Origin of the sequence: Capnocytophaga granulosa ATCC 51502 (genome assembly GCF_000411115.1) — a bacterium.
In the GTDB taxonomy this organism is placed as follows: Bacteria; Bacteroidota; Bacteroidia; order Flavobacteriales; family Flavobacteriaceae; genus Capnocytophaga; species Capnocytophaga granulosa.
The window spans coordinates 36,464-61,830 of the sequence record NZ_KE150256.1 but is presented as its reverse complement, the minus strand read 5'-3'; the positions used below and the strand labels follow the sequence as shown (position 1 = coordinate 61,830).

The window sequence follows — 25,367 nt, the reverse complement described above, 5'->3', positions numbered from 1 at the left end:
AAGCCCCAAAAATATGAATAATGTCATAAAAAAAGGGATTATATTTATATTAGTGTTTGTTCCAACTGTTATTTTTGCTCAAGATAAACTATACAATCAGCAGAAAGAGATTGTCTTATCCAAAGAGGAACTACAATTACTCTTACAAAAGGTTGCAGAGGCTAAAATGAGAAAAATAAGAGGAGAAAAACTGGCTAATTTGCATAAATCTCAACAGAAAAAGGCTGTTTCAAACATATATGAATCCAATGAGGTAAAAAACTTTTACTATTTAGCTCAAAATATGGACTCTACACATACAGACATAGAGCAAGTAAATAGAAAATTGGATATCCTATTGGCTTATATGATGAAAAAAGACAGTATATCGGTTATTCATTTGACAGATACGGTAAAGTATGTGGCCAATAGTAATCTCAATAGAGCAAATTATGTAGCTAATAACCCTAATGCAGCAAAGCAGATAGCTAAAAATAATCCTAATGCGACAAGGCAGGTAGCTAAAAATAATCCTAATGGATCAAAACATGTAGCTAATGATTCTGATAAGGATATTATGTTACAAAAGCAGTTGGATATGATAGCTAAATCAATAAAAGATTTAAGTGATCAGCAAAAACTATTGGCAGCTGCGATGGTTCCATTAGCAACATTGAACAACAAGGATAAGCTTGACAAAATCCAACAGCGTATAGACTCTATTTTGTTGGCTTCTAAAAAGCAAGCGGATCAGAATAATGTACAAGCCCCTAAAGAAACCTCTGTTATTGTACAAAATGTAAAAACAACAGAGAATAATGGAGGAAATTCGGTTATTTCGGAAGAAAGAAGACGTACATTAGAGGATTTATTGGCTAAGTATGGGAATAAAAAGACACCTATTTACTTTGCAAACAATGCATATGTACCCTTACCACATGATACAGATGCTATAGATCAAATAGTAACTATGCTCCGCAATAATCCAGAGCTATCCATTCTATTGGAAGGATATGCCAGCAATGTGGGTACAGCAGCGTACAATAATCAGTTGTCAATGAAGCGTTCAGAAAGTGTAGCGCGTTTACTTCAAAAGCAAGGAATCGCATTGCAACGGATACTTACCGCTTTTCGAGGAATAGACGATTCAGTGGATAAAGAAAAAGCGCGAAGAGTAGATATATCTGTTATTATACGCTAAAAAAAAAATAAGGATTGATAGACTCAATCCTTATTTTTTTTCAGCACAAAACTCAAAAACTCCTTCTGGTGTTACTACATAGTCCAAAGGAATATCGCCTTCTCTTACGTCTTCTATAAGAGGTTCAGCAGGGAAGAAAGATAGTCCAATCTTGAGGGTATCTGCCTTGCACTCCCCCGCTGGTGCGAGCTTGCAGCTCGTACCAACTATTAAGTAGAGCCTTTGGCTCTTTATGGGAGCTACAAGCTCCAATAATCATAGGCACGAGCTGCAAGCTCGCGCCAGCAGAGGGGTACATCCTCATTTGTATGAGTTACTGTATACACTTGGAATTTGGACTACAGGAACTTAGAAAGGTTATAGCTCCTAAAAATAGTAACATTTTTCTCATAAGTATAATTTTGGTTTTTAGTTGTTAGTTCAAAAAATTATTTATATCTTTGCCCCGAAAACAAAAAGAGATGCGAGTTGAGGGCGCCAACCCTCAACTCATAAATCACTAAAGAAGTCTTAGTTTTCTAATCAAAACTTTTAAGACTAATCTATAGGATTTACACTTAATTTGGAGTTCTAAGCGCATCTCTTTTGTTTTAGGTTTCAAGGAACCCAGCCGTCCTTGATGTCGTCATCACCGATTTTCAATGACAACACAAATGTACGAATTTATTCCTTAGAAATCAAGGTTTTTTAGTGATTAAAGGGAGAACCTCAATCTATAACTTTGTCTCTAAGGATAATAAGTACATGAGAAGACTTCTCTTGAAAGCCCTAAGTTGTAAGACTTAGGGCTTTTACTTTAGATGTTAGAGATTTCATAGATTAGAAATTCGAATCAATAGTTAAAATAACGTGAGTTCGACATAAGCAAAATTATATTTTTTCTCCCACAGATTCCACGGATTTTCACGGAGAGAATGATACAACAACTAAGTATAACTCCTTAATTTCCACGGATAAATAAGGCCAAAGGCCTTATAAAAATCTGTGTAAATCGCAACAACATAATTACACAAACATAGAAAATCTGTGAAATCCGTGAAAATCAGTGGGAGCTTTCGTTATATCGAACTCACGTTAAAATATTATTTGCTAACTTTCTAAGACGCAATAAATTGCGTCTCTACTCTAACGCTGGCTAGGACAACTACTGATGAGCGTAGTTATCCGTAGAGACGCAATTTATTGCGTCTTAACGAATTAGATTATACAGATATTTTTAACTATTGATTCCCCCCGCTGGTGCGAGCTTGCAGCTCGTACCTACTATTAAGTAGAGCCTTTGGCTCTTTATGGGAGCTACAAGCTCCATAATCATAGGCACGAGCTGCAAGCTCGCGCCAGCGGAGGGTTTGCTATGGATAGGAAAGGGGAGAAGTCTGAACAATACAGCTGACGCATTACCCTTTGTCTGATAGACTACATAAGTAAGATATGGATGAACGTATCTCCTCATCCTCAATAGTAGCTAATAATGATAAAGTTTCTTTGTCTATTATGATCTTTTCTTCTATGAGATTTTCTAATAGAATATCTAAGGCTAATCTTTTCTCTCCAAATGAGATAAGTTCTCTTGCATCTTTGATAATTGCTGTCACATAGGAGATAAGTTCGTCAGTAGGTAAGTTAGGCTTAACAAACTTTTCTAATCTATCTATAAACTTTTCTACAGTAAAAACATCTATTTTACTCATAATACATGCAGAATTTGTTCCCTTAATCTAATTTTTGGGAATAGATGAATCAAATAGAGCTTTATCAAGACAAAATTCTACTAATTTCTCATACAAACAATTGATTAAGAGTATTTCATTTTCTTTGGTTAAAGTCTTGGCAAATTCTTTTTCGAATAGGTAATATTTGATCTGTTGAGAGAAAACAAAGTTAGGAGGTAACTTATACTTAGAAGCTAACCATTCGTTGAATCCTTTCAGCAGCGTATGTTCCTTAGCCAAATCATAGCCAATAATAAGTGGTACATAATTGTCATAGGTGCTATTGGGTACAAACAAGCCAAGGAGATCCTTTATATGTTTGAACAATTCTATTTCTTTCATAACTAATGAATCATTGGGTTAGATTTTATTAGATAGAACAGCCTCTACAGCCTTATAACCATAGATCCCATCTCTATAATATTTTTCTGCTTCTTCTTCTGTTATGCGGTATCTTTTGGAAGAAATGATATTGTCATCGTACGCAATGGCATAGTATACGCTTTCATTGATAGGGTCTCTTAGTTTGAAAGTGGGTACTTCCCATTCTTGCCTATTCCACATAGGGAAGTCTCCAATAATTTCCCATTCCTTGTTTTTTATACCCAATGCGCTAAATAAGCATATTAGGCAGACTTCTGACGGTTTCCACTCTGTAATAGTGGGTAAGTTTCTATAGGTCTGTTTAAAAAAGTAACCTAATAGAATGTCTTTATTCTGACGGGTTATTAAGCCTGTCAGAAACAGCTGCTCACCCAAAGGTATCCCTATTACTTTTCCTTCCAATAGATGTTTCTTCATTCTTATACTCCTTAACTCAAAACTCAAAAACTTCCTTTGGTGTTACTACATAGTCCAAAGGAATATCGCCTTCTCTTATGTCTTCTATGAGAGGTTCAGGGGGGAAGAAAGATAGTCCTACTTTGAGAGTATCTGCCTTGCACTCTTCTAAGAAATTGTCATAAAAGCCCTTGCCATAGCCTATGCGGTTGCCTGCGATATCATAGGCTAAGAGGGGTACAAAAACGACCTCTATCTCTTCACTCTTTATGGGAATCCCTCCTTGTGGTTCCGGGATATGCCATTTGTTATTGGCCTCTATCTGGTTAGGATCGTATAGGAAATGTTCCATATGTACCGTCTCCATTAGGGTACGAGAAACGACCAGAGTCTTTTCACGCTCCTGCAAAAGGCGGATAAGGTAGCTGGTATCCACTTCTCCAAAAGAGATGATAGAAAGGAAGCTATGGAAAACCTGCTTATCCCAAATGGGAAGCTGTAGCGTTTGTAGAGCTATCTGCTGGCTCAGCAGGACTTGTTGCTCAGCGGGAATGGCTGCTCTCTTTTGCTTGTAGAGGGTGCGGAGGGCTTTCTTGTTCATATATATTGTCCTGTATAGCTATTTTTGTTTTTCCTAATTTCCTCTGGGGTACCTGTGACTACGAGGTTTCCTCCCTGTGCTCCGCCTTCTCGGCCTAAGTCTATGATATAGTCAGCACGGCGAATGACCTCTACATTGTGTTCTATCACGATAATAGAGTGCCCGCGCTCAATCAGGGCATTGAAGGAACGCAGTAGCTTGCCTATATCATGGAAGTGAAGCCCTGTGGTAGGCTCGTCAAAGATAAATAAGGTAGGGGTTTCTTGGTATGATTTTACTAAGAAAGAGGCTAGCTTGATACGTTGCGCTTCCCCGCCAGAGAGGGTAGAGGAGGGTTGGCCAAGTGTTACATAACCTAAGCCTACTTCCTGCAAGGGAAGGAGCTTTTGGGCAATTTTTTCCTGCTTGTGCTCGGTAAAGAAGGCCACGGCATCATCGATAGTGGTCTCCAGTAGGTCGTGTATGTTCTTCCCTTGGAAAGTAACTTCCAAAATCTCAGGCTTGAATCGCTTGCCATCACAGGCCTCACAAGTCAGATGTACATCGGCCATGAACTGCATTTCTATGGTTACCTCTCCTTCACCTTTGCAGGTCTCACAGCGGCCTCCTTCGGTATTGAAAGAGAAGTGTTTGGCCGTATAGCCACGCATCTTGGCGAGCTTCTGGGAGGCAAAGAGCTGACGAATATCATCGTAAGCCTTGATATAAGTTACAGGATTGGAGCGAGTAGACTTTCCTATGGGGTTTTGGTCGACAAACTCAACCCGCTTGATATGGGAGAACTTTCCGTCCATACTGCTGTACTCGCCTATCTTGTCCGTAGGTTGGTCGAGCTTGCGCAAAAGGGCAGGGTAGAGGATATGCTTCACTAAGGTACTCTTCCCGCTACCAGATACACCGGTTACTACGGTGAGCATATCCAAGGGGAAGGTAACATCTATATTCTTTAGGTTATTGGCACGGGCGCCTTTGATTTCGATAAAGTCCTTGGAGGTACGTGCTTTCTTAGGCATTTCTATAGTACGCCTGCCGCTGAGGTATTCTCCGGTAAGGGTAGGAGCCTTGAGGATCTCCTCATAGGTACCTGTGGCAACTACTTCTCCGCCTAGGGTACCCGCTTCGGGGCCTATATCTATGATATAATCGGCGGCTTTCATAATATCCTCATCGTGCTCCACGACGATGACGGTGTTGCCCAAGTCTCTAAGTGTCTCAAGTACGTGAATAAGGCGTTCGGTATCTTTAGGGTGTAGCCCAATACTTGGCTCATCCAAGATATACATGGAGCCTACCAAGCTACTACCCAAGGAGGTAGCCAAGTTGATACGCTGACTCTCTCCCCCTGATAAACTATTGGACTTGCGGTTGAGGGTAAGGTAGCCCAAACCAACGTCCAATAAGTAGTGTAGGCGGTTGTGTATTTCCCTCAAGAGACGTTCAGCGACCTTTTGTTCGTATGGGCTGAGGGTGAGCTTGTCAAAGAAAATCACCAAATCGGAGATAGGCATAGAAACCAAATCAGAAATGGATTTGCCCCCTACGCGTACATAATTGGCTTCGGGGCGGAGTCGCTTGCCTCCACAGGCATAGCAGGTAGTCTTACCACGGTAGCGAGCAAGGAGTACGCGGTTTTGTATCTTATAGTTCTTTTCCTCCAATTCTTTGAAAAAGGCAGTAAGCCCTGTAAAGTACTCATTGCCGTCCCATATGAGCTGCTTTTGGGCTTCGGTAAGCTCGTACCAAGGGCGGTGAATAGGAAAATCAAACTTATAGGCATTATTGACCAACTGATCTCTGAACCAGGACAAGGTCTCACCACGCCAAGGATAAATCGCGTTGTCATATACCGAAAGGGAGGTGTTGGGTACGATGAGGGTCTCATCAAGCCCTATGGTATCACCATAACCCTCACACACAGGGCAAGCTCCATAAGGATTGTTGAAGCTAAACAGATGTACATTAGGCTCCAAGAAGGTAATTCCATCAGCTTCGAACTGGTTGGAGAAGTGGCGTTCCTCTCCTGAGGTCAAGTCTTCCACAGAGCAAACGCCTTTTCCCTCAAAGAAAGCGGTACTTACCGAGTCGGCCAAGCGCTGGGCGGTCTCTTCCTCATGATCCACTACGATACGCTCTATGACTAATTGAAAGTCGCTTTTAACCTTCTTGAAATCCAAATCACTAAGGCGTACGACTTCCCCTTGGTACTTAATACGGGCATATCCCTGCTCTTCCAATAGGCGGAGCGTCTGCTCGTAGGTACGCCCAGCACTAAGGATAATAGGAGAGAGGAGCAATAGCTTGTGCTCATCGGGGAAAGAAAGGATAAAATCCACCACATCGGAGACGGTATCTTTCTTGACCTCTCTGCCCGATATAGGGGAAAAGGTATGCCCCACTCGTGCAAAGAGTAGCTTTAGGTAGTCATACACTTCAGTGGAGGTACCCACAGTGGAGCGAGGATTGCTGGTATTGACTTTCTGTTCAATAGCAATAGCAGGGGAGATGTTCTCAATGAAATCCACCTTAGGCTTGTCCAGCCTACCCAAGAACTGGCGGGCATAGGAACTCAGGCTTTCCACATAGCGCCGTTGTCCCTCCGCATAGAGAGTATCGAAGGCCAATGTAGATTTTCCAGAGCCTGAAAGCCCCGTTACTACCACTAATTTCCCCTTGGGAATAGCTACACTGATATTTTTAAGATTATGTAATTTAGCTCCTTTGATAAGGATTTGTTCTTCTTTCATTTTTTTACTTTTCACTATTCATTTTTCACTATTCATTTTTCACTCTTCACTTTCTTGGTACCACTGTGCATACTTCACATAAGCATTGGCGATACGGTTTATTTCTCCTTCGGTAAGTTCAGGGGATATGTCCTTAATCTTCTTAGCGGGGACACCTGCCCATACCTCACCTGACCCTATATGAGTACCTTTGGTAACCACTGCCCCTGCCGCTACGATAGAGTTGCTCTCTACCACACAGCCATCCAAGACAATTGCCCCCATACCGATAAGTACATTATCCTTGAGGGTACAGCCATGTATGATGGCGTTGTGTCCTATGGAAACATTGTTACCGATAGTAGTAGAGGTCTTTTGGTAGGTACAGTGTACCATGACATTGTCCTGTATATTCACTTTGTTGCCGATAACAATAGCATTCACATCGCCCCTAAGGACGGCATTGTACCATATACTACAATCCTCACCGAGGGTAACCTCGCCAATAAGGGCAGCTGTCTCGGCTATAAATACGTTCTTTCCTATAATGGGGGCTTTTCCCCTAATTTCTCTGATGATAGGCATAAAATGGTAGTTTTTAGTGTTGGTTTGGTAGAAAACCAAAATCTTTTTTATCTTTCATAGATATGGTCTTAGCGTCTAGAATAGTGGAGGTAACTTCTCTTAAAAAATCTTCACTAACATTACCGATTACAATGCTTGGTTTTTTCTTTATGGCACCGCATATCTCTGATATAAGTCTTTTGTGTAGCTTGGAACAATCTACATAACTATCATATTTCAAAAAAGGATGTTCGTTACTTTTTATCAGCAGATGTAGCTTTCTAAGAGCTTCATTCCGAGCAAAATTAAGATTTACCCCAGTATTAATGATTACCCCAGCAAGACGCAACTTGTTAATACCTACTATAATTAGATATTTTTTATAAGGAATATTAAAATCAGGAATTTCTATAAGGAGTGTTTTTCCTATTTCTATATTTCGTTTGGCAAAATCATCTTTTATTTCCTGTGGGAAAAAATCACCTAAATCCATAATCTAAAAGATAATTTGTTCATTTAAAGCGTTAACCTTGATATAATTGAGTATATCAGGGTCACTAGTAACGGCTTTAGCCATATCTATATAGCTAATATCCCGTTGTGCTTTCTGCCAAGCACTATCGTGAGACTTTTCGGTAAGGTCATTGAAGGACAGATCCTTATTCTCATCAATAGCCTCTTTTAGACATTCTATTTCAGACTCAGACAAATCATCTTTATCGTAAGGATAAGAAGTCGTAAGGAAGTGTTTTTTTGTCTTATTGATAAATCCCTCCTTTTTCTTTCCCTCGGAAACATCTCTGATAAAGGACGGTACGGGACCATAGGTCATCTTCAAATAAGTGTCTCCTGTGATAGGGCGCCCATAGGTTACCAAATGTTTTTGGTCAGCAAAATACAGAATTTTGAAGACCTTATGTGCATCAGATTTTTTGTCACCTAACTCATTTAAAACAAAGAGAATGCTGTTAATAGCTTTACTCTCATCTATATCAAACATAGTAAATTATTTTTTTGTTAAACTCTCATAAGCCTAAGCGGGCATAAAATGGTTTATTTCTTCTTAAATCTTTCTGGAGTTTGGAGATATACTTGCATTACCTCCTCATAGCGTTCGTAGCACCGATTTACAAAGGCTTGTATTTTAGGCTTCAGTACCTCAAAGGAGCCTTTTGCTTCAAATTTTTCATAGGTACCTCCTCCATGACCGGTTACCCAATAGCCTAATATTTCTATCTCCTCACCTATGTACTGGTAAAATAAACAAAGGTCTAATAGGTCTATATCCTTTTCGTTCAGGTATTCTTCTTTCCAAAGGAGTGACAGATATTTCTCATACGGATAATTCTCCCCTTTGTACTTGCTACAATGGTCTTCTCGTATAATGTTTGCTATTTCCTCCCTCTCTATCAGGTGTGCTAGATAGTCTTCATAAAGTTGGTTGATGAATGTATCTATTTCCGAGTAGGCGGTATGATAGAATCGGTTAAAGATACCTATAAGCTGCCCTACGCTATCAAACTCCTGACTCTTATATACACTTAGCGCATCAGTAGCTATACACAACGCCTCATAATCACAACGCTGGGAATCCCTCCACACCGTGAACCTTTTTAGGTGTGTTTCGGTTTCGAAATCTACCACTATGCCCTCGTTATCCTCCCCGAAAAACCTTAGGTTCTCTTTGGGAATTTTCTTCTCAAGTACTTCTTTTATAAAGGGTTCAAAATCAATCATTAAGTGATAGTTCTTTTGGAATACATCTATGGGGCAAAGATACGATAATTTATTAAGAATATTTAACCCAATAGGCTTCAGTATATCAGAGCTACCTTTGTCATAGTGGTAGCTGGAAAAAAGGTTTTATAACTTCAAAAGTATCAAGGTTTTGAGGTCTTCTTTTTCTTTTTGTTCTCGAAAATATTTCCTTTGTCAGGGATTACTTCTACTTTAGGTTGCTGTGCTCTAAGGGCTTTTTTTTCTTCCCAAGTAGGAAATTTACGTTCCTTGATAGAAAGAAGTCTCTCCTTAAGAAAAGGGAGAAATGCTTCTGCATCAAAATCTGTAAAACGTTTCTTATACTTTAGCAGATAGTACGCTAAGAGGTCGTAAAGATCATCACAGAATTTCTTGTGTATTTCCTCATTGCTCAGTTCCTCATAGTCTTCAGCTATGAACACAGGGTCTATATGGAGGTATTCTTTCTTTATGGTATATTCCCCAATGACTTCTTCCTTTTTGTAATAACGGGCATAAGTCTTACATTTGGTAACTCTAGGGAATACCCTTATGACTAGGCTTACCTTCTCAAAGTAATTAAATTTCATTATATCATATACCTTATCGGGATATTGTATAAAGATTTCATCAGGATATTCTGCAGCAGGTCTGAGTATCTTATCCTTATCTTTCCATTCTTTTATAAGGATACCTCCTATAGCATCTTGCCAGTCGCCCTCTAAATAATCCCTTATGTAGTGGATACTTTCGTGGAAGACCTTGTATTTTTTATAAGCATATACTTGTGCTGCACAAATAAAGAACCTCATATATTTTATAATTAGAGTTGTCGGAACATGTAAAGAGGCATTACCTTCTCATAGTACTCGTAACATGGTTATACAAAGACTTTCTTAAGGTACAAATACATCATAGATAATAACTTCCTTAATCCCATCGTTCATATAACAGGAAAGAGCAAGTATTAGGTCACTTCTTCCCTCTTCTTTTGTCCAGAAGGGAATATATACATCAAGGCTCTTTTTCTCCTCTATAAAGTAACTTTCCGCTAGGTCAAAGGCTTCATCAGGCAAAGGAATTATTTTATAAGGATACAAATGGATCACATACGCCAAATCCTCTACAAGGATATCTCCATTTTGACCCTTGCGCTCTATGGAAGCATAATCATCAATAGAGATATGGTATACCATCTCCTTGATGATAGGGATAAAAGTACTCAGTTCTAAATCCATTAACACGTTAGTTAAAACGCAATAAATCACGTCTCAATTCATCAACTCATTGCCAAATCGGCAAATCGACTCATTAATTATTCAGTTCCCCCTTCTTTAGCAAGAAATAGGTAGTCTCATAAGCGGAAATACATTCTTTCATCAGTTTTTCATCAGGTTGAGCTACTTTGAGCTGTTGGTAAAAGATAGGGAGCTCTGCTTTAGGTTGCTCCGCCTCTGGAACAATTTTATATTGTATCTGTTCCCGCAAAGGCTTGATGATAGAAAGAGTGTCAGGGGTGAGGTAGCCTAACTCTCGGTAGGTAGCTATATAGGCACGCGGTTGGTAATACCATGTGCGAATATTCTGACCTAAGAACTTGCTCTCATAAGAAAAGTTTAAGAGTCCCATTACGGTAGGCATTACGTCTATTTGAGAAGCGAGTTTATCTATCTGTTCGGCTTCTAAGAAATCAGCATAGATAAGGCAGGGAATACGATACCTATCCAAAGGCAATTCAGTACGTCCAGCACTTGAAGCGCAGTGGTCAGCGACAATCACAAATACGGTATCCTTGAACCACGCTTCTTTTTTAGCGAGTTCAAAGAATAGTTTGAGTGCATAGTCGGTATACTTGACCCCACCACTACGCGACTTAGCCGTACCTGGGATATCAATGCGACCTTCTGGATAGGTAAAAGGACGGTGATTGCTCACAGTCATCCAGTGGTTAAAGAACGGTTTGCCTGTTTTCGCTTGGGCATTCATCTCCTTAATGGCTTTGCGCGCCATATCCTCATCACTTACTCCCCAAATGTTGGCAAAGGTAATCTCCTCAGGAGTAAAGTTGTCTCTATCTATAATATCGTAGCCGTTACCAGCGAAGAAGTCTTTCATATTGTCAAAATAGCTATACCCCCCATAGAGGTATTTGACACTATACCCTTTGGACTTGAAGACACTCCCCGTGGTGAATTTGTCCTTGTTATCCTTGCGCTTAACGATACTCTCACCAGGGGTAGGAGGTACACAAAGGGTCAGAGCCTCCAAACCGCGTACAGTACGGTTGCCCGTAGCGTATAAGTTGGTCAGGAAAATACTCTTTTGTGCTAAGCTATCGAGGAACGGAGTAATGCCCTCAGTATTGCCATAAGCCGCCATATATTCGGCCGAAAGGCTCTCTACCGAGATAAGCACCACATTCTTATGTTCTTCAATATCATTTCCTTCTACGGAATAAGGTAGCTGCTTAACAGAAATATAGTCTCGTACCCCACAGCTTGGAACAGGGGGCTCTCCCATCAATGTCTTAAAATGTTTCAAAAAGGTTGTCCTTGCCTCCTCTTCGGGTAGGGTAGGGTAGAACTGGAAGAAGTCTAACTCGCTATGGGTAAAAGCGTAATAGAACTTATACACCCCGTTGGCGCGTATCTCCTGAACGAATACGTTGTTGGACTTAATCTCGTCAAACTTGGGGGTAGCCCACAAGCTCAAGAGGAACAATGCCACGTAGCCCCCCAAGAACAAGCCTTTTTCTTTAAGGTTAGGGATAGTCTCAAGGGTAGATTTTGTCTTTTTATAAAAGAAAATAGTTAGCGCAAGCACCACAACAAAGACACCCGAAAAGAGCGGTACCACAGGGTAGCTCTCCATAATATTGCCGATGACCTCCGTGGTGTAGATGAGGTAATCCACCGCGATAAAGTTGTACCGTATGCCGAACTCATTCCAAAAGAAATATTCGCTAACAGCATTCATCACTATGGCAAAGGTATAGATAAATAACGTAATGAAATAGAGTACATTACGCACTTGCTTGCGCCACTTGCCCGCAAAGAGCATCGCTGCAAAGCAAAGAGTCTTTGTCCCAAAGAAGTACAAGGCGATTTCCTCAACCGAGCCTCCATATTGGTAGAAAATATTGTTGGGGACAAACTCTATATAGCCCAAGAGCAAGAGCATTGCCCCAAGGATAATATAGCCATAGGGCTTTTGGTACTTTACATTGGCAATAAAAAGGAAGTAAAGCACTAAGATACTACTGGCCAAGATGATGATAAACACATCGTTCAGGGTGCCCACCAGAAGCATACCCAAGACCTGACCCCACGAAAAGGAGGTGCTGGTAATGGGGTGCCCCATAAAGATGATTCTAAGGATAAAAGAGATAACTATATACAAACCACCTACATACAAGAATGGTTTGAGCCTACTGAGCCATGCTTTCATAAAGAAAAATTTTTGGCAAAGATACAACAAACAAATGAATAAGTGGCTATCTTGAAAATAATTCTTATTTTTGCCCCACCAAATAGTCTGCCGATGCTTATTGTTGAAAATCTATCTTATACTTATACCGATACTAAGGTACTTGACAGTATTCACTTCTCCCTTGCCCCAGGGGAGGTACTCTCCATAGTGGGCGCAAGTGGTTCGGGCAAGTCGACCTTGCTCAAGGCTATCTATGGCTTATTTGACCTTGAGCAAGGTAAGATTTCTTGGAGAGGGACACCAGTCTTAGGGCTTTCGCACAATCTGGTGCCTGGTTTTGCCAAGATGAAGTACTTAGCGCAGGATTTCGGTCTGATGCCTTATATGACAGTGGAGGAAAATGTGGGGAAGTACCTCTCTAACCTTGACTTGCGTAAAAAGCGCGCTCGTGTACAAGAGCTGCTGGAGATGACCCTGATGCAGGACTATGCCAAGGTAAAGCCTGTTTTGCTCAGCGGAGGCCAACAACAGCGGGTAGGCTTGGCGCAGGCCTTGGCACAGGCGCCTGAGGTGCTGCTCTTGGACGAACCTTTTAGCCAAACCGATAGTTTCCTTAAGAATAATATACGCCAGAATCTATTTGCCTTCGTCAAAGCACACCAGATTACCACTCTTGTCGCTACCCATGAGAGCCAAGAATCCTTAGGCTTTTCCGATAGGATTATGATCCTCAGAGAGGGCAAGCAGCTGCTGATAGATACCCCTGAAAGGGTTTATTATTCTCAAAACGAATATGTAGCTTCGCTTTTTGATTTGGTCAATAAGGTACAAGTAGCAGGACAGTGGCGATTGTATTACCCTCACCAACTAAGAGTGGTAGCTCAATCTCCATGGCAAGCAACCGTGGAGGGTTGCTACTTTCAGGGGGCGTATTACCTGCTAGTGTGTAGGACAGTAGAGGGACGTGTATATGTAAAACATACTGAAAAAATAGAGAAAGAAAAAAAAGTTTGCTTAAAGATAGAAAGTTAATAAAAAAAGTTGTATATTTGCACCATTAAAAAAGAAAAGATTATGACAGCATTTTTTAAAGGAATCAAGTATTTTTTTGAAGAAATTGCTTTTGCGCCTTATGACTATCTAAGACATTTAGAGCTTTCTTCTTGGTGGGGAGCCAATATTGCTACATGGATTATGCTCGTAGTGCTATTTGGCTTTTTCTTCTATTGGGTAAAACAATTGATTAAATTCTCAAAAGAAGGAACCGAACGTGTAGATGTTACCGCTCATTCTTTCTTTAAATAACTAAGTATATAAGTATAAGGGACTGAATTATTCTATCAAGCGACTTGAAAACAGGTCGCTTTTTTGTTAGAATTAAAAAAAACAAAAAAGTTGTGGTTATATCAGAAAAAAAACGTAAAATTGTAGCTACAAAAAATATATTAAAGATGAGAACTAAAATGAATTATTTTTGGCTGTTTTTGCTGGCTATCTCATTGAATATGAGTGCACAAAACAAGCTGATTACTTTAAAAGACATTTGGACAGATTATGCTTTCTATCCCAGTGGAATGACTAATCTCTCCGCACTGAAGCATACCAACCAGTATACAGTGCTCAATTATGATTATACAAACCTCAATTATACTATTGATTTGTATAATTTTGCGACCTTGCAAAAGGAAAAAACGCTTTTTGATACCAAAAACTATCCCCAAATCCAGCGTATCAATAGCTATACTTTTAACCAACAGGAGGATAAAATCCTAATTGCAACCAATAAGGAATCTATCTTTAGGCGTTCCTTTTCAGCAGATTTCTATGTCTTTGACCTTAAAAAACAAGAACTCTCTAAGTTAACTGATAAGAAGATCCAAGAACCACTCTTCTCTCCTAAGGGGGATAAGGTGGCTTATGTGTATCAGAACAATATCTATATATATGATACCCAATCCAAAAAAGAAAAACAAGTAACTTTTGATGGGGAGAAAAACAAGATTATCAATGGTACTAGCGACTGGGTATACGAAGAAGAGTTCAGCATTGTAAGAACTTTTGATTGGAATGCTGACGGTACTTTTTTAGCTTATATCCGTTTTGATGAGCGCGAAGTACCTGAATTTTCTATGGATGTCTTTGGCACTAAACTCTATCCTACCCAAAATACTTTCAAGTATCCTAAAGCAGGGGAAAAGAATTCAGTGGTAAGCCTTTATCTTTATGATGTAAATGGGCAGAAGGACACCCAAATCCCTGTGGATGCTTACTATATCCCTCGTATCCAATGGACAAATGAGGCTAATGTGCTAAGTATCCAAACACTCAATAGGCATCAGAACGATTTCAATATCCTCTTTGTAGATGCTGCCACTAAGCAATTTAAGTCCGTATACCACGAAGTGGATAAGGCCTATGTAAGTATTACAGATGACCTTACTTTCTTGGACGACAATAGCTTTATCATTACCTCTGAGAAAGATGGCTATAATCACCTCTACCACTATGACAAAACAGGTAAGCTTTTAAGACAAATTACCCAAGGAAAGTGGGAGGTAACCGAGTACTATGGCTATAATCCTAAGGCTAAGCGTATCTATTACCAATCCACTGAACCTGGCTCTATTAATCGTGGTATCTATAGCATCGCGCTTTCAGGCAAGGATAAGCAAGCCTTGGCCGTAGAGGCTGGTACTAATGAGGCTACCTTTAGCCCCGATTTCTCCTTGTTTATCAATGAGTTTTCAAGCGTGAAGAAGCCCAACCTCTATACCCTTAATGATAGTAAAACAGGAAAGGTAGTCAAGGAAATACTCAACAATAATGAGTTAGAACAGAAAATCGCTACTTATAAGAAATCAACTAAGGAATTTCTTGAGATTACTACCAAAAATGGAGACAAACTCAATGCTTGGATGATCAAGCCTGCCGATTTTGATGAAAACAAGCAATATCCACTCTTCATGTGCCAATATTCAGGTCCTGGTTCTCAACAAGTGAGCAACTCCTTCTCAGGCTTCGATGATTTTTGGTATTATATGTTGGCTCAAAAGGGTTATATCGTTCTCTGTGTAGACGGACGTGGTACAGGCTATAAGGGTGCCGCCTTTAAGAAATGTACTTACAAACAATTGGGTAAATATGAATTGGAAGACCAAGTGGAAGCTGCTAAGATTGTCGGCAATTACAAGTATATAGATAAGAACCGTATAGGTATTTGGGGCTGGAGTTTTGGTGGATTTATGGCCTCCAACTGTATCTTAAGAGGCGAGGTGTTCAAGATGTCCATAGCGGTGGCACCTGTAACTAACTGGCGTTTTTATGACACCGTTTATACCGAACGTTATATGCAGACGCCACAGGAAAACCCTGAGGGATATGATAACAATTCCCCTCTTACCTATGCCAAGAACCTCAATAAGAAATTCCTCTTGGTACATGGGACAGCCGATGACAATGTACACGTACAGAACTCCATGCGCCTGATAGAATCCTTAGTACAATATGACAAGCAGTTCGACTGGGCAATCTATCCAGATAAGGATCATGGTATCTACGGAGGAAATACACGTCATCACCTATATGAGAAGATGACCCAATTCATATTGAATAATTTATAATACATAACATAATTTAATTAGACAGATAATGAATACAGAAAAAAAAGGACATCCTGCGGGGCTTTACCTCGTGTTTTTTACAGGAATGTGGGAGCGTTTCAGCTACTATGCGATGCGCGGTATCTTGGTGCTTTACCTAACAGCTACTTGGCTTAATGGTGGGCTTGGTTATGATGAAAAGTTCAGTACAACCGTCTATGGTTTGGCCACAGGGCTTTGTTATTTCACACCACTCTTCGGAGGTTGGCTTTCCGACAGGTACTTAGGCCAACGCAAGTCCATTCTTATAGGGGGCTTTATTATGGTATTGGCGCAGTTCCTGCTCTTTGCACCTGAGCTTTTCACTACTGTTTCCCCCAATATGACCCCTGAGCAGTTGGCTCATAATGAGTTTATTGGTAGGGTAGGCCTTTTTGCTGGTCTTTTCTTACTGATTATCGGGAACGGTTTCTTCAAGCCTAATATCTCTTCCATAGTAGGGGATTTGTATGAGCCAGGAGACAGACGCTTGGATTCAGCTTTCTCTATCTTCTATATGGGGATCAACTTGGGTGCGGTAATCGCTCCACTGATCGTAGGACTTTTGGCCGATAATGTATTCGCTACTACTTTCGTAGATGCCAATGGAGTTACTCAGATTACACATGGCTATCGTTATGGCTTCTTAGCAGCTGCTGTAGGGGTGCTTTTGGGACAACTCTTGTTCGTATTTTTAAGTAATAAGTATTTAGGAAATATAGGTATGGAGCCTAAGGGTGCTGCCAAGTTAGCAGAATCTTCTACCGAGGAAGTAAAAGTACCACTTACTCGTCAAGAAAAAGAACGTATTGCGGTGATCTTTATCTTCTTCTTCTTTGCTGTCTTTTTCTTTGCTGGTATGGAACAGGCAGGTGCTTCCTTTAACCTATATGCTAACAAATATATAGATAGAACCATATTCGGTCATGAGATACCTACCGCTTGGCTTCAGATGATTAACCCATTCTTTGTAATTGTCTTAGCACCTGTATTTGCTTATTTCTGGAATACTCGTTTAGGACAAGCGCTTAACACGCCTTTGAAAATGGGTCTCGGACTTATAGTACTTGGTATAGGCTTCTGGTTTATGCTCATTGCTGGTTTCCAAAGAGGTGCTACTTGGCAAGGAGGCCTTAACATCATAGATAACCCTGATGGCATGGTTAAAGCCAGTATGATTTGGATGATTCTCACTTACTTATTACACACCATAGGGGAGCTTTCCCTCTCACCAGTGGGACTCTCTATTGTAACCAAACTTTCTCCAGCACGTTTTGCTTCTCTATTCATGGGCGTATGGATTATGGCTGCTGCCTTTGCCAATATGCTTGCAGGACTTATCTCCTCTTATGTAGTAGAGTTGGGTGCAAGTACGGTATTTGCCTCTATCTCTGCCTTTGTAATGGTCTTGGGTATCCTTATGGTATCCCTTAACAAAGTGATAGAACGCATGATGCATGGCGTTAGATAGTGACAAGTGACAAATGACTAACGACGAGTGACAAGTGATTAGTATCCACAATTAGGATTAGTCACTTGTCACTTGTTGTTAGTTTCTAATTAACAAATGACAATTAACAATTAATAATTATTACTATCATTGTTAATAACTTTTTGAGGGTTAAGTGGTTGATTTACAATACGTATTAAAAAAATCAATAAGAATATAAGAAATATAAAAAGAAAATATTTGTATAATCATTGGTTTTTATTGTATCTTTGCACACTCTTAAATGAAAAGAATATGTTAAAAAAAGAAATGCGACTAATTGTGTTATTAGGATTGGTATTGCTTGGGGATCGGGTAACAGCACAACAGGACTCCCAGTATACACAGTACATGTATAACACAATGATGATTAATCCTGCGTATGCAGGTTCTCGTGATTGTACAAGCATCTTTGCTCTTTATCGTAATCAGTGGGTAGGCTTGGACGGAGCACCTAAAACGGCTTCTTTGAGCTTCCACACTCCTTTTGAGGAGAAACATATAGGCATAGGTGCAGGCATTTATCACGAAAGTATAGGGCCACAATCTACCAATGTAGTGGATGTGGATTTCTCTTATACTTTGGAATTTGACGAATCTAAGCTGGCTTTCGGTCTCAAGGCTGCAGCAGGTTTCTATAACTTTGATAGGAACAAACTTAACTTGCTTTATCCTAATGATGCCGCTTTTGAAGGAAAGGCAAATACCTTCTTACCTAATATAGGAGCCGGGGTATACTACTATGGAGAAAAATACTATGTAGGTTTTTCTATTCCTTACCTCTTGGATACCAAAACATTCTCCAAGACAGATGAGCGAAAGATTACTGATGTCAACGAAAAGCAACACTACAACCTTATGGGGGGGTATGTGTTTGACCTTTCACCTGACTTCAAGTTCAAGCCTGCGGCTTTGATGAAAATGGTATCTGGTAGCCCCTTGCAGGTAGACCTTTCGGCTAACTTTATGTATGACGATCGCTTTGTCCTAGGAGCTGCTTATCGCTGGAGTGCTGCTGTGAGTGCTATGGCTGGTTTCCAGATAGATAGAAACTGGTTCATTGGCTATGCTTTTGACTGGGAAACTACCAAACTAAGCAAGTATAACAATGGTTCTCACGAAATCTTCTTGCGTTACGAGTTCGTTCGAGATATTCAAAAGATTATCTCTCCTCGTTTCTTCTAATAGTGTAACTAATCAATTAAAAAAATAAAAAATGATAAGGAAAATAACCGCTATTTTTCTACTCTTCTGTTCCACTTCTGTCGTTTTCGCTCAAGTAGATGACCAAGAGAAACTGAAGAAAGAAAATGAAAGTAAAATTAAAAAGGCTAATGATCTCTATGGTAAATACGCCTATGTGGATGCCATCAAGATATACGAACGTATAGCTGAACAAGGATATGTAGATCAAAACATCTTAGAGAACTTAGGAAACTCTTACTATTTCAATGCTGATTATACAACAGCTTTGAAATGGTATGACAAGCTCTTCGCAAACGCTAAAAAAGATAGCGAAAACTACAAAATTACTCCAGAATACTACTATCGTTATGCACAATGCCTTAAATCGGTAGAGCGCTACGACGAAGCAAAGATTATTTTGGATCAATTCGTGAAACTAACTGGCAAAGACGACCTACGCGCTCGCAAATTGGAAGAACATGCGGATTATTTGCAAGTAATCAAAGATAATTCAGGTCGCTTAACAATTAAACCTGTAGAAATCAATACCGAATTCTCTGAATATGGTACCGCTTTCTATGGAAAAGATGAGGTAGTATATACAGCAAGCCGTAAAACATCGGCTCGTGGTACCTCCAACTGGACTGGGGAGGGCTATTATGACCTCTTCAGAGCTAAATTCAGCAATGGACAACTTTCCAAAGAAGAGCCTTTCTCTTCTAAGCTCAACTCCCTCTTGAACGAATCCAGCCCTGTATTCACAAGAACTATGGATACGATCTACTTTACTCGTAACTACCAAGTGCCTCTTTCTAAAGAAGAAAAGAAAAAGAAAGCTGAAGAGAAAGTGCTCTTGGAACTTTATCGTTCTGTTAGAAAGAATAATGAATGGACAGACCCAGTGCGTTTGCCTTTCAACGTAACGGGCTACAGCGTAGCGCATCCAGCTATCACGCCTGATGGAAAATGGCTCTACTTCGCTGCCGATATTAAAGAAACTCGTGGTAAGTCCGATATCTTCAGAGTACGTATCAACCATAAGAAAGGTACCTACGGAAAGCCTGAAAATTTAGGTGATCTTATCAATACCGAAGGTAGAGAAACTTTCCCTTTTATCTCTTCTAAGAATGTATTGTTCTTCTCTTCCGATGGCCTTCCAGGCTTGGGAGGTTTAGACATTTTTGCAGTGAAGATAGAGCAAGATGGCTCTCTCAAGAGACTACAGAACATAGGCCGTCCAGGTAATACTCCTGATGATGACTTTGCTTTCGTACTTGACGAAGACAGAAGTATAGGCTTCCTTTCTTCTAACCGTCCAGGAGGTAAAGGAAAAGATGATATCTACTACTTTGTACAAAATAGACCTTTGGAATTTGATTGTAAAAAGACTATCAAGGGGATTGTTAAGGATATAGATACCAAAGAAGTACTTGGCCACGTAACGCTTACTCTTTCCGATAGTGACCAAAAAGAAATGGCCAAGATAGAGAACAAGACTAACGGGGATTATGACTTCGGTGTTAAGACAGTGAATTGTGATGATACTTTCGTTTTCCTTCGTGCTCAGCGTGAGGACTATGCAGTGGTAGAAGAACAAGTGAGTATCCGTGAAAAAGGTACTGTTATTGAGAAAGAAATCTTGATGAAAACCACCAAGAAAAAACTTAAGAAAGGTGATGATTTAGCTAAGATCTTCCAGATAAAGGAAATCAAGTTTGACCTTAATAAATATAATATTCGTCCTGATGCAGCTGCTGAATTGGTTAAAATCGTAGAGGCAATGAAGGATCATCCTACTATGAAGATCGCTATTCGTTCTCACACCGATAGCCGTGGCTCTGATAAGTATAACCTTATCCTTTCTGACAAACGTGCCAAAGCTACTATGGCATGGATCGTAAGTCAAGGAATCGCTAAGAACAGACTTACCGCTAAGGGATATGGAGAAACACAGTTGGTAAATGGCTGTAAGAATGGCGTTCCTTGTACAGAAGAAGAACACCAACAAAACAGACGTAGTGAGTTTATCATCACAGAAATGTAAAATTTTTTCATAGTTTATATTTTTTACGGCAATGGGGAAACCTATTGCCGTTTTTGCTAAAAAGTTTTTTAAGGTAAATCCTTGATTTTAATGATATTTTTTTTAATTTTGTACCTTATAAAACTAAGTTATAACCTCCCGAAAAAAAGTTACTTTGGTTGCACAAAAAGTAGTAGGGGAGCAGTGCCAATTATAAGATGTATTACCTAAAAACAAGTTTGTTTTATGAAAAAAACACTACTTTTTTTCTTGTTATTATCCACTATAACCACTAAGGCTCAATATACTGATATTATCAATTCCAACAAGCCAGGACGCTCCATGGGGGCTTATGCAGTAGGGCGAAAGGTAGCACAAGTGGAGTCGGATATCTATTACGAAACCAATAAGCATGACCTGCTGGGACTCTCTCAGGAGAATGTGGGGCTGAACTATATGGTGCGTTATGGAGTATGGAGAGACCAGTTTGAAATCATAGGCGACGGTACCCTGCTCTATAGCAATCGTTCTACCGATGAGGTTTCCTCTGGGAAAATAGGCTTCCAGCGCACGACCTTTGGGGTGAAATATATGTTCTATGACCCTGTCTTTCTTAGCGATATCAATGTCTATAGCTGGAAGGCCAATGCCGAGTTCAAGTGGAGAAAACTCATTCCCGCTATCTCCCTCTATGCAGGGGTTAATCTTTTTGGAGAAAAATCGTTACCTCTATGAGGTGATGAATGAGAGCTATCCCATAGCGACACCCAAGGCAATGATTATCCTACAGAGCCACCCGCTCAAGGAAGTAGCCTTGGTTCTCAATATTATAGGAAGTAATATTGCCTCACAGCACGCCCAATATAGCTACATCTTTACCCTTACTCATAACCTTTATGATGACCGATGGAGTATCTATCTGGAGAATGAGGGGATTACAAGCGATTATTATAAGGATTCTCTCCTAAGAGGAGGTGTTTCCTATCTCATAGATGAAAACTTTCAAATAAATGCTACTATAGGCGCCAGCTGGAAGACAACTCCTACTCGCTATATGGGTGGTATTGGTTTATCTTATCGCTTTTATGATAGGTATAAGGATATAGAGTACGAGGCAAAGAAAAAAGCCAGAGACAAACAGAATAAAGAAGACGCTCAAATTTTTGGTTTCTAACTTAGGATAAAGTTATTTACAAAAGATACATAGAGTTTTTGTATAAAGTATTGTGTGAGAGTGTTTTGTGTAGATATCAACAGGAAAAGTGATTTTGTTGAATATATTATGATGTAAAAGTTGCAATTTAGGGAAAAACATCGTAGCTTTGCATTGTTGTAACCTACTAAAAATTGAAAGTATGATTTTAGAAGAATTTAAAAAATATACTGACCAAATGGGATCCCAACTCTCTGGTATCCTATCAGTTAGCTTTATAGGTACAGAACATGGCGAGATCTTATACAATCAGTCTTTTAGCGGATTGGATTACTCGGCCACAGCAAAATTTGAGGCTGAAATAGCCAAAAATGCGCTTCAGGAAATTAAGTACATAGACAGTATCAATGAGGACTCTCTTCGCGAGATTACGATTTCCAATAATGAGCAGACCCATGTGATCTATGTCTCTAAAGATTTTGATTACTTGATTCATATCATTACAGATGCAACCAAGGTGAACTATGGCGTCTTGAGTGTAATCCATAAGCAATGCTATGCAGCTATGACACAAGTGGTTACCTTTAACACCTTGCAAACAGAACTTTATACAAAGGTTACCTCCGAAGCGCCTAAAAAGGAAAGTCATTTCAGAAAATTATTTTTTAGCTAATGTATAAAACCATGGAACAATTTCTAAACGAATACGCAGCACAGCTCTTCGCAAACGTGCCAGGGGTGATCTCTGTTTCATTGGTAAGTACCCTTGATGGTTCTATTGTAGCCTACAAAGCACGCCCTGGAGTGGATAACCGTTTGGCTAGTTCTTATCAGGTAGAAATCTTTAGAAATGCAGTACTTTCTTTTGAAAATACAGAGGGACTAACCAATAAAATAGTAGATGATGTATGCTTGGTATATGAGGGGCAGACACACCTGATTGGGCTTTTGCAGAGCAAAAAGGTCTTAGACCATGTGATCTTGGACGATACAGCGATTGTGGGTATGGCTAAGCTTCTTATTAAGAAAATACGTACTGAGGCAGAAAGCAAACCTTTTTAGTAAAATAGTGAACAATAATTAAAATCATACTTTATAGCATAACTTACCGAAATGCAGCACTTGTTTTTTGGTAAGTTATTTTTTTAAACATCATGAAAAAAATAATGATCGCCATAGATGGCCATTCTTCCACAGGGAAAAGTACCACTGCTAAGCGTGTAGCTAAGGCTTTACAATATGTATATATAGATACGGGAGCTATGTATAGGGCAGTTACCTTCTTAGCACTCCAGAGAGGATTCGTCTCCTCGTCTATTGATAAGGACGGCCTACTGGCAGCCCTTGAGCAGAGTAGCATTCGCTTTGAGTACAATCCTCAGGTAGGGGCTTCTGAAATCTACCTCAATGGGCAAAATATTGAGAAAGAAATACGCAGTCTCTCGGTAGCAGACCATGTAAGCGAAGTGGCCAAAATCCCCGAAGTACGCGCCTATTTGGTAGCCTTACAACGCCAAATGGGACAAGAGAAAGGCGTGGTTATGGACGGGCGTGATATAGGTATGGTCGTATTCCCCAATGCGGAGCTAAAGCTCTTTATGACTGCTTCCGAGCAGATACGTGCCCAAAGACGCTTTGAGGAACTCCAGCAGAAGGGTGAAAAGGTTACTTTTGAGCAGGTGCTTAAGAATATACAAGAGCGTGATTATCAAGATACCCATCGCAAAGAATCGCCCTTACAGAAAGCCTCCGATGCCGTGGAGATAGACAACTCTTATACCTCCCTTGATGAGGTAGTCTCTCAGATTGTCCGTTTGGCCAAAGAAAAAATAAAAGCGTAGTCTCCTACGCTTTTTTTATAGATGTCCGTCTGCCTCTGGCAGTACGCCTTTTACATCATAGAGGATACTATGAGGCTTTCTTAGCTGTTTCCATGGTAAAGAGAGGAACTCCTTGTGAGCAACGGCCAATACAATAGCATCATAGGGTTGTGTATCGGGTAGGGTAGTGAGTGAGCGGATTTGGTGCTCTTCCCATACATCTTCGGGGCGTGCCCAAGGATCATATACCGTCACTTCAGTATGGAAGGATTCGAGCTGACGCACCACATCGGTAACCTTGGTATTGCGTACATCGGGGCAATTTTCCTTAAAAGTAATTCCCAGTACTAAGACGCGTGCCCTATGAATAGGGATTTCACGAGCAATCATCAGCTTGATCACCTGATCGGCTACATACTTACCCATAGAATCGTTCATACGGCGACCCGCTAAGATGATTTCGGGGTGGTAGCCTACCTCTTGGGCTTTTTGGGCTAAGTAATAGGGATCTACCCCTGTGCAATGGCCTCCTACAAGCCCTGGGGAAAAGCGCAAGAAGTTCCACTTGGTTCCAGCTGCTTCCAATACGGCTTGTACATTAATATCCAATAGGTTACATATTTTAGCCAATTCATTGACAAAGGCAATATTAATATCCCGTTGGGAGTTCTCTATCACCTTGGCGGCTTCAGCAACCTTGATAGAGGGGGCTAAGTGAGTACCTGCTTCTATGACCGATTGGTAGAGGGCATTGACCTTTTGGGCGGTCTCAGGGGTGGAGCCTGAGGTGATTTTAAGAATCTGCGCTACCGTATGGAGCTTATCCCCAGGATTGATACGCTCAGGGGAGTAGCCCACGAAAAAGTCTTGGTTGAACTTCAGGCCTGAGACTTGTTCTAAGATAGGCACACACTCTTCCTCGGTACAGCCTGGATATACGGTAGATTCGTAGATAACGATATCACCTGCTTTGAGGTATTTTCCTACCACTTCACTGGCCGACTGTAGGGGTGTGAGTAAGGGGCGATGGTGCTTATCCACAGGGGTGGGTACTGTAACGATAAAGTAGTTACACTGGGCTAAATTATCCGGGGTATGGGTGCAGAAAAGCCCTGCCTGTCCTTGTCCAAGAGTAGGGTTTGTTGGGGTTAGGACTTCTCGTAATAGGTTTGTTTCTACCTCAAGGGTGGTATCTTCCCCTCTTTGTAGGGCTTCCACACGTGAGGCTTTTTTGTCATACCCCACTACGGGGTAGCGAGTAGCCAAGAGCCGTGCCAAGGGGAGGCCTACATATCCCAATCCGATAATCGCTATTTTTGGGTGATTCATTGCG

At 40.4% G+C, this 25,367-nt stretch carries 28 protein-coding genes; 12 read left to right on the top strand and 16 right to left on the bottom strand.

Translation table 11 applies throughout. From position 1 onward, the window contains the following. The first annotated feature begins 13 nt into the window (after positions 1–13). Complete coding sequence (locus tag HMPREF9331_RS09185; RefSeq protein ID WP_016420691.1) at positions 14–1,180, top strand: OmpA family protein; 1,167 nt, start codon at positions 14–16, stop codon at positions 1,178–1,180. Between the two features lie 30 nt (positions 1,181–1,210). On the opposite strand, the gene HMPREF9331_RS09180 is transcribed toward HMPREF9331_RS09185, so the two are convergent. From HMPREF9331_RS09180 to HMPREF9331_RS09120, 15 genes are all read right to left on the bottom strand, one after another. Next, positions 1,211–1,432 carry a hypothetical protein gene (locus tag HMPREF9331_RS09180; protein WP_040357378.1) on the bottom strand — a complete coding sequence of 74 codons (222 nt, stop codon included), beginning with the start codon at positions 1,430–1,432 and terminating at the stop codon, positions 1,211–1,213. A 61-nt stretch (positions 1,433–1,493) separates the two neighbouring features. After that, complete coding sequence (locus tag HMPREF9331_RS13535) at positions 1,494–1,571, bottom strand: lipoprotein (RefSeq protein WP_159429624.1); 78 nt, start codon at positions 1,569–1,571, stop codon at positions 1,494–1,496. Between the two features lie 825 nt (positions 1,572–2,396). Continuing rightward, positions 2,397–2,564 (bottom strand): hypothetical protein, encoded by a 168-nt coding sequence (locus tag HMPREF9331_RS12990; RefSeq protein ID WP_155848681.1) that lies wholly within the window; start codon positions 2,562–2,564, stop codon positions 2,397–2,399. Between the two features lie 13 nt (positions 2,565–2,577). Continuing rightward, positions 2,578–2,871 carry a hypothetical protein gene (locus tag HMPREF9331_RS09175; protein ID WP_016420690.1) on the bottom strand — a complete coding sequence of 98 codons (294 nt, stop codon included), beginning with the start codon at positions 2,869–2,871 and terminating at the stop codon, positions 2,578–2,580. A gap of 27 nt (positions 2,872–2,898) precedes the next feature. Continuing rightward, entirely contained in the window at positions 2,899–3,234 is a 336-nt protein-coding gene (locus tag HMPREF9331_RS09170) for a hypothetical protein (protein ID WP_016420689.1), read from the bottom strand. Between the two features lie 18 nt (positions 3,235–3,252). Then, positions 3,253–3,693 carry an Imm26 family immunity protein gene (locus tag HMPREF9331_RS09165; RefSeq protein WP_016420688.1) on the bottom strand — a complete coding sequence of 147 codons (441 nt, stop codon included), beginning with the start codon at positions 3,691–3,693 and terminating at the stop codon, positions 3,253–3,255. A gap of 16 nt (positions 3,694–3,709) precedes the next feature. After that, entirely contained in the window at positions 3,710–4,273 is a 564-nt protein-coding gene (locus tag HMPREF9331_RS09160; RefSeq protein WP_016420687.1) for a 5-formyltetrahydrofolate cyclo-ligase, read from the bottom strand. Next, positions 4,270–7,017 (bottom strand): excinuclease ABC subunit UvrA, encoded by a 2,748-nt coding sequence (uvrA, locus tag HMPREF9331_RS09155; protein WP_016420686.1) that lies wholly within the window; start codon positions 7,015–7,017, stop codon positions 4,270–4,272. Before uvrA ends, HMPREF9331_RS09160 begins: the two co-directional genes overlap by 4 nt. Positions 7,018–7,056: 39 nt before the next feature. Further along, positions 7,057–7,581, bottom strand: coding sequence for a gamma carbonic anhydrase family protein (locus tag HMPREF9331_RS09150; RefSeq protein WP_016420685.1), 525 nt, complete (start codon positions 7,579–7,581; stop codon positions 7,057–7,059). A 13-nt stretch (positions 7,582–7,594) separates the two neighbouring features. Further along, complete coding sequence (locus tag HMPREF9331_RS09145; RefSeq protein WP_016420684.1) at positions 7,595–8,053, bottom strand: hypothetical protein; 459 nt, start codon at positions 8,051–8,053, stop codon at positions 7,595–7,597. A 3-nt stretch (positions 8,054–8,056) separates the two neighbouring features. Beyond that, complete coding sequence (locus HMPREF9331_RS09140; RefSeq protein ID WP_016420683.1) at positions 8,057–8,560, bottom strand: Panacea domain-containing protein; 504 nt, start codon at positions 8,558–8,560, stop codon at positions 8,057–8,059. A gap of 53 nt (positions 8,561–8,613) precedes the next feature. Further along, the gene (locus tag HMPREF9331_RS09135) at positions 8,614–9,297 is read right to left on the bottom strand and encodes an immunity protein TriTu family protein (RefSeq protein ID WP_016420682.1); all 684 of its coding nucleotides are present in this window, start codon (positions 9,295–9,297) and stop codon (positions 8,614–8,616) included. A gap of 143 nt (positions 9,298–9,440) precedes the next feature. Further along, complete coding sequence (locus HMPREF9331_RS09130; RefSeq protein ID WP_016420681.1) at positions 9,441–10,109, bottom strand: hypothetical protein; 669 nt, start codon at positions 10,107–10,109, stop codon at positions 9,441–9,443. Between the two features lie 84 nt (positions 10,110–10,193). After that, positions 10,194–10,535 (bottom strand): DUF7668 domain-containing protein, encoded by a 342-nt coding sequence (locus HMPREF9331_RS09125; RefSeq protein ID WP_016420680.1) that lies wholly within the window; start codon positions 10,533–10,535, stop codon positions 10,194–10,196. A 73-nt stretch (positions 10,536–10,608) separates the two neighbouring features. Next, positions 10,609–12,744, bottom strand: coding sequence for an LTA synthase family protein (locus tag HMPREF9331_RS09120; protein WP_016420679.1), 2,136 nt, complete (start codon positions 12,742–12,744; stop codon positions 10,609–10,611). Between the two features lie 93 nt (positions 12,745–12,837). Here HMPREF9331_RS09120 and HMPREF9331_RS09115 point away from each other — a divergent pair, with 93 nt between their 5' ends. From HMPREF9331_RS09115 to cmk, 11 genes are all read left to right on the top strand, one after another. Further along, positions 12,838–13,758, top strand: a complete 921-nt coding sequence (locus HMPREF9331_RS09115) for an ABC transporter ATP-binding protein (protein WP_016420678.1) — start codon at positions 12,838–12,840, stop codon at positions 13,756–13,758. Between the two features lie 42 nt (positions 13,759–13,800). Continuing rightward, a complete protein-coding gene (locus tag HMPREF9331_RS09110) occupies positions 13,801–14,031 on the top strand; it encodes a DUF6341 family protein (protein WP_009641705.1) in 231 nt (76 codons plus the stop codon). Positions 14,032–14,177: 146 nt separating this feature from the next. Next, complete coding sequence (locus tag HMPREF9331_RS09105; RefSeq protein WP_016420677.1) at positions 14,178–16,346, top strand: S9 family peptidase; 2,169 nt, start codon at positions 14,178–14,180, stop codon at positions 16,344–16,346. Positions 16,347–16,374: 28 nt separating this feature from the next. Beyond that, positions 16,375–17,835, top strand: a complete 1,461-nt coding sequence (locus tag HMPREF9331_RS09100; protein ID WP_016420676.1) for a peptide MFS transporter — start codon at positions 16,375–16,377, stop codon at positions 17,833–17,835. Positions 17,836–18,108: 273 nt separating this feature from the next. Next, positions 18,109–19,038 (top strand): PorP/SprF family type IX secretion system membrane protein, encoded by a 930-nt coding sequence (locus HMPREF9331_RS09095; protein ID WP_040357375.1) that lies wholly within the window; start codon positions 18,109–18,111, stop codon positions 19,036–19,038. Positions 19,039–19,069: 31 nt separating this feature from the next. Next, the gene (locus HMPREF9331_RS09090) at positions 19,070–21,082 is read left to right on the top strand and encodes an OmpA family protein (RefSeq protein ID WP_016420674.1); all 2,013 of its coding nucleotides are present in this window, start codon (positions 19,070–19,072) and stop codon (positions 21,080–21,082) included. 225 nt (positions 21,083–21,307) lie between these two features. Continuing rightward, on the top strand, positions 21,308–21,796 hold the full coding sequence (locus HMPREF9331_RS13455; protein ID WP_016420673.1) for a transporter: 489 nt from the start codon (positions 21,308–21,310) through the stop codon (positions 21,794–21,796). Beyond that, complete coding sequence (locus HMPREF9331_RS13450; RefSeq protein WP_016420672.1) at positions 21,771–22,235, top strand: transporter; 465 nt, start codon at positions 21,771–21,773, stop codon at positions 22,233–22,235. Before HMPREF9331_RS13455 ends, HMPREF9331_RS13450 begins: the two co-directional genes overlap by 26 nt. A gap of 181 nt (positions 22,236–22,416) precedes the next feature. Further along, positions 22,417–22,887, top strand: a complete 471-nt coding sequence (locus HMPREF9331_RS09080) for a hypothetical protein (RefSeq protein ID WP_009641680.1) — start codon at positions 22,417–22,419, stop codon at positions 22,885–22,887. Between the two features lie 11 nt (positions 22,888–22,898). Then, complete coding sequence (locus HMPREF9331_RS09075) at positions 22,899–23,276, top strand: hypothetical protein (protein WP_009641693.1); 378 nt, start codon at positions 22,899–22,901, stop codon at positions 23,274–23,276. Positions 23,277–23,368: 92 nt separating this feature from the next. Further along, a complete protein-coding gene (gene cmk, locus HMPREF9331_RS09070) occupies positions 23,369–24,055 on the top strand; it encodes a (d)CMP kinase (RefSeq protein WP_040357373.1) in 687 nt (228 codons plus the stop codon). A gap of 15 nt (positions 24,056–24,070) precedes the next feature. On the opposite strand, the gene HMPREF9331_RS09065 is transcribed toward cmk, so the two are convergent. Further along, complete coding sequence (locus HMPREF9331_RS09065; RefSeq protein ID WP_016420670.1) at positions 24,071–25,363, bottom strand: nucleotide sugar dehydrogenase; 1,293 nt, start codon at positions 25,361–25,363, stop codon at positions 24,071–24,073. Positions 25,364–25,367 lie beyond the last annotated feature (4 nt).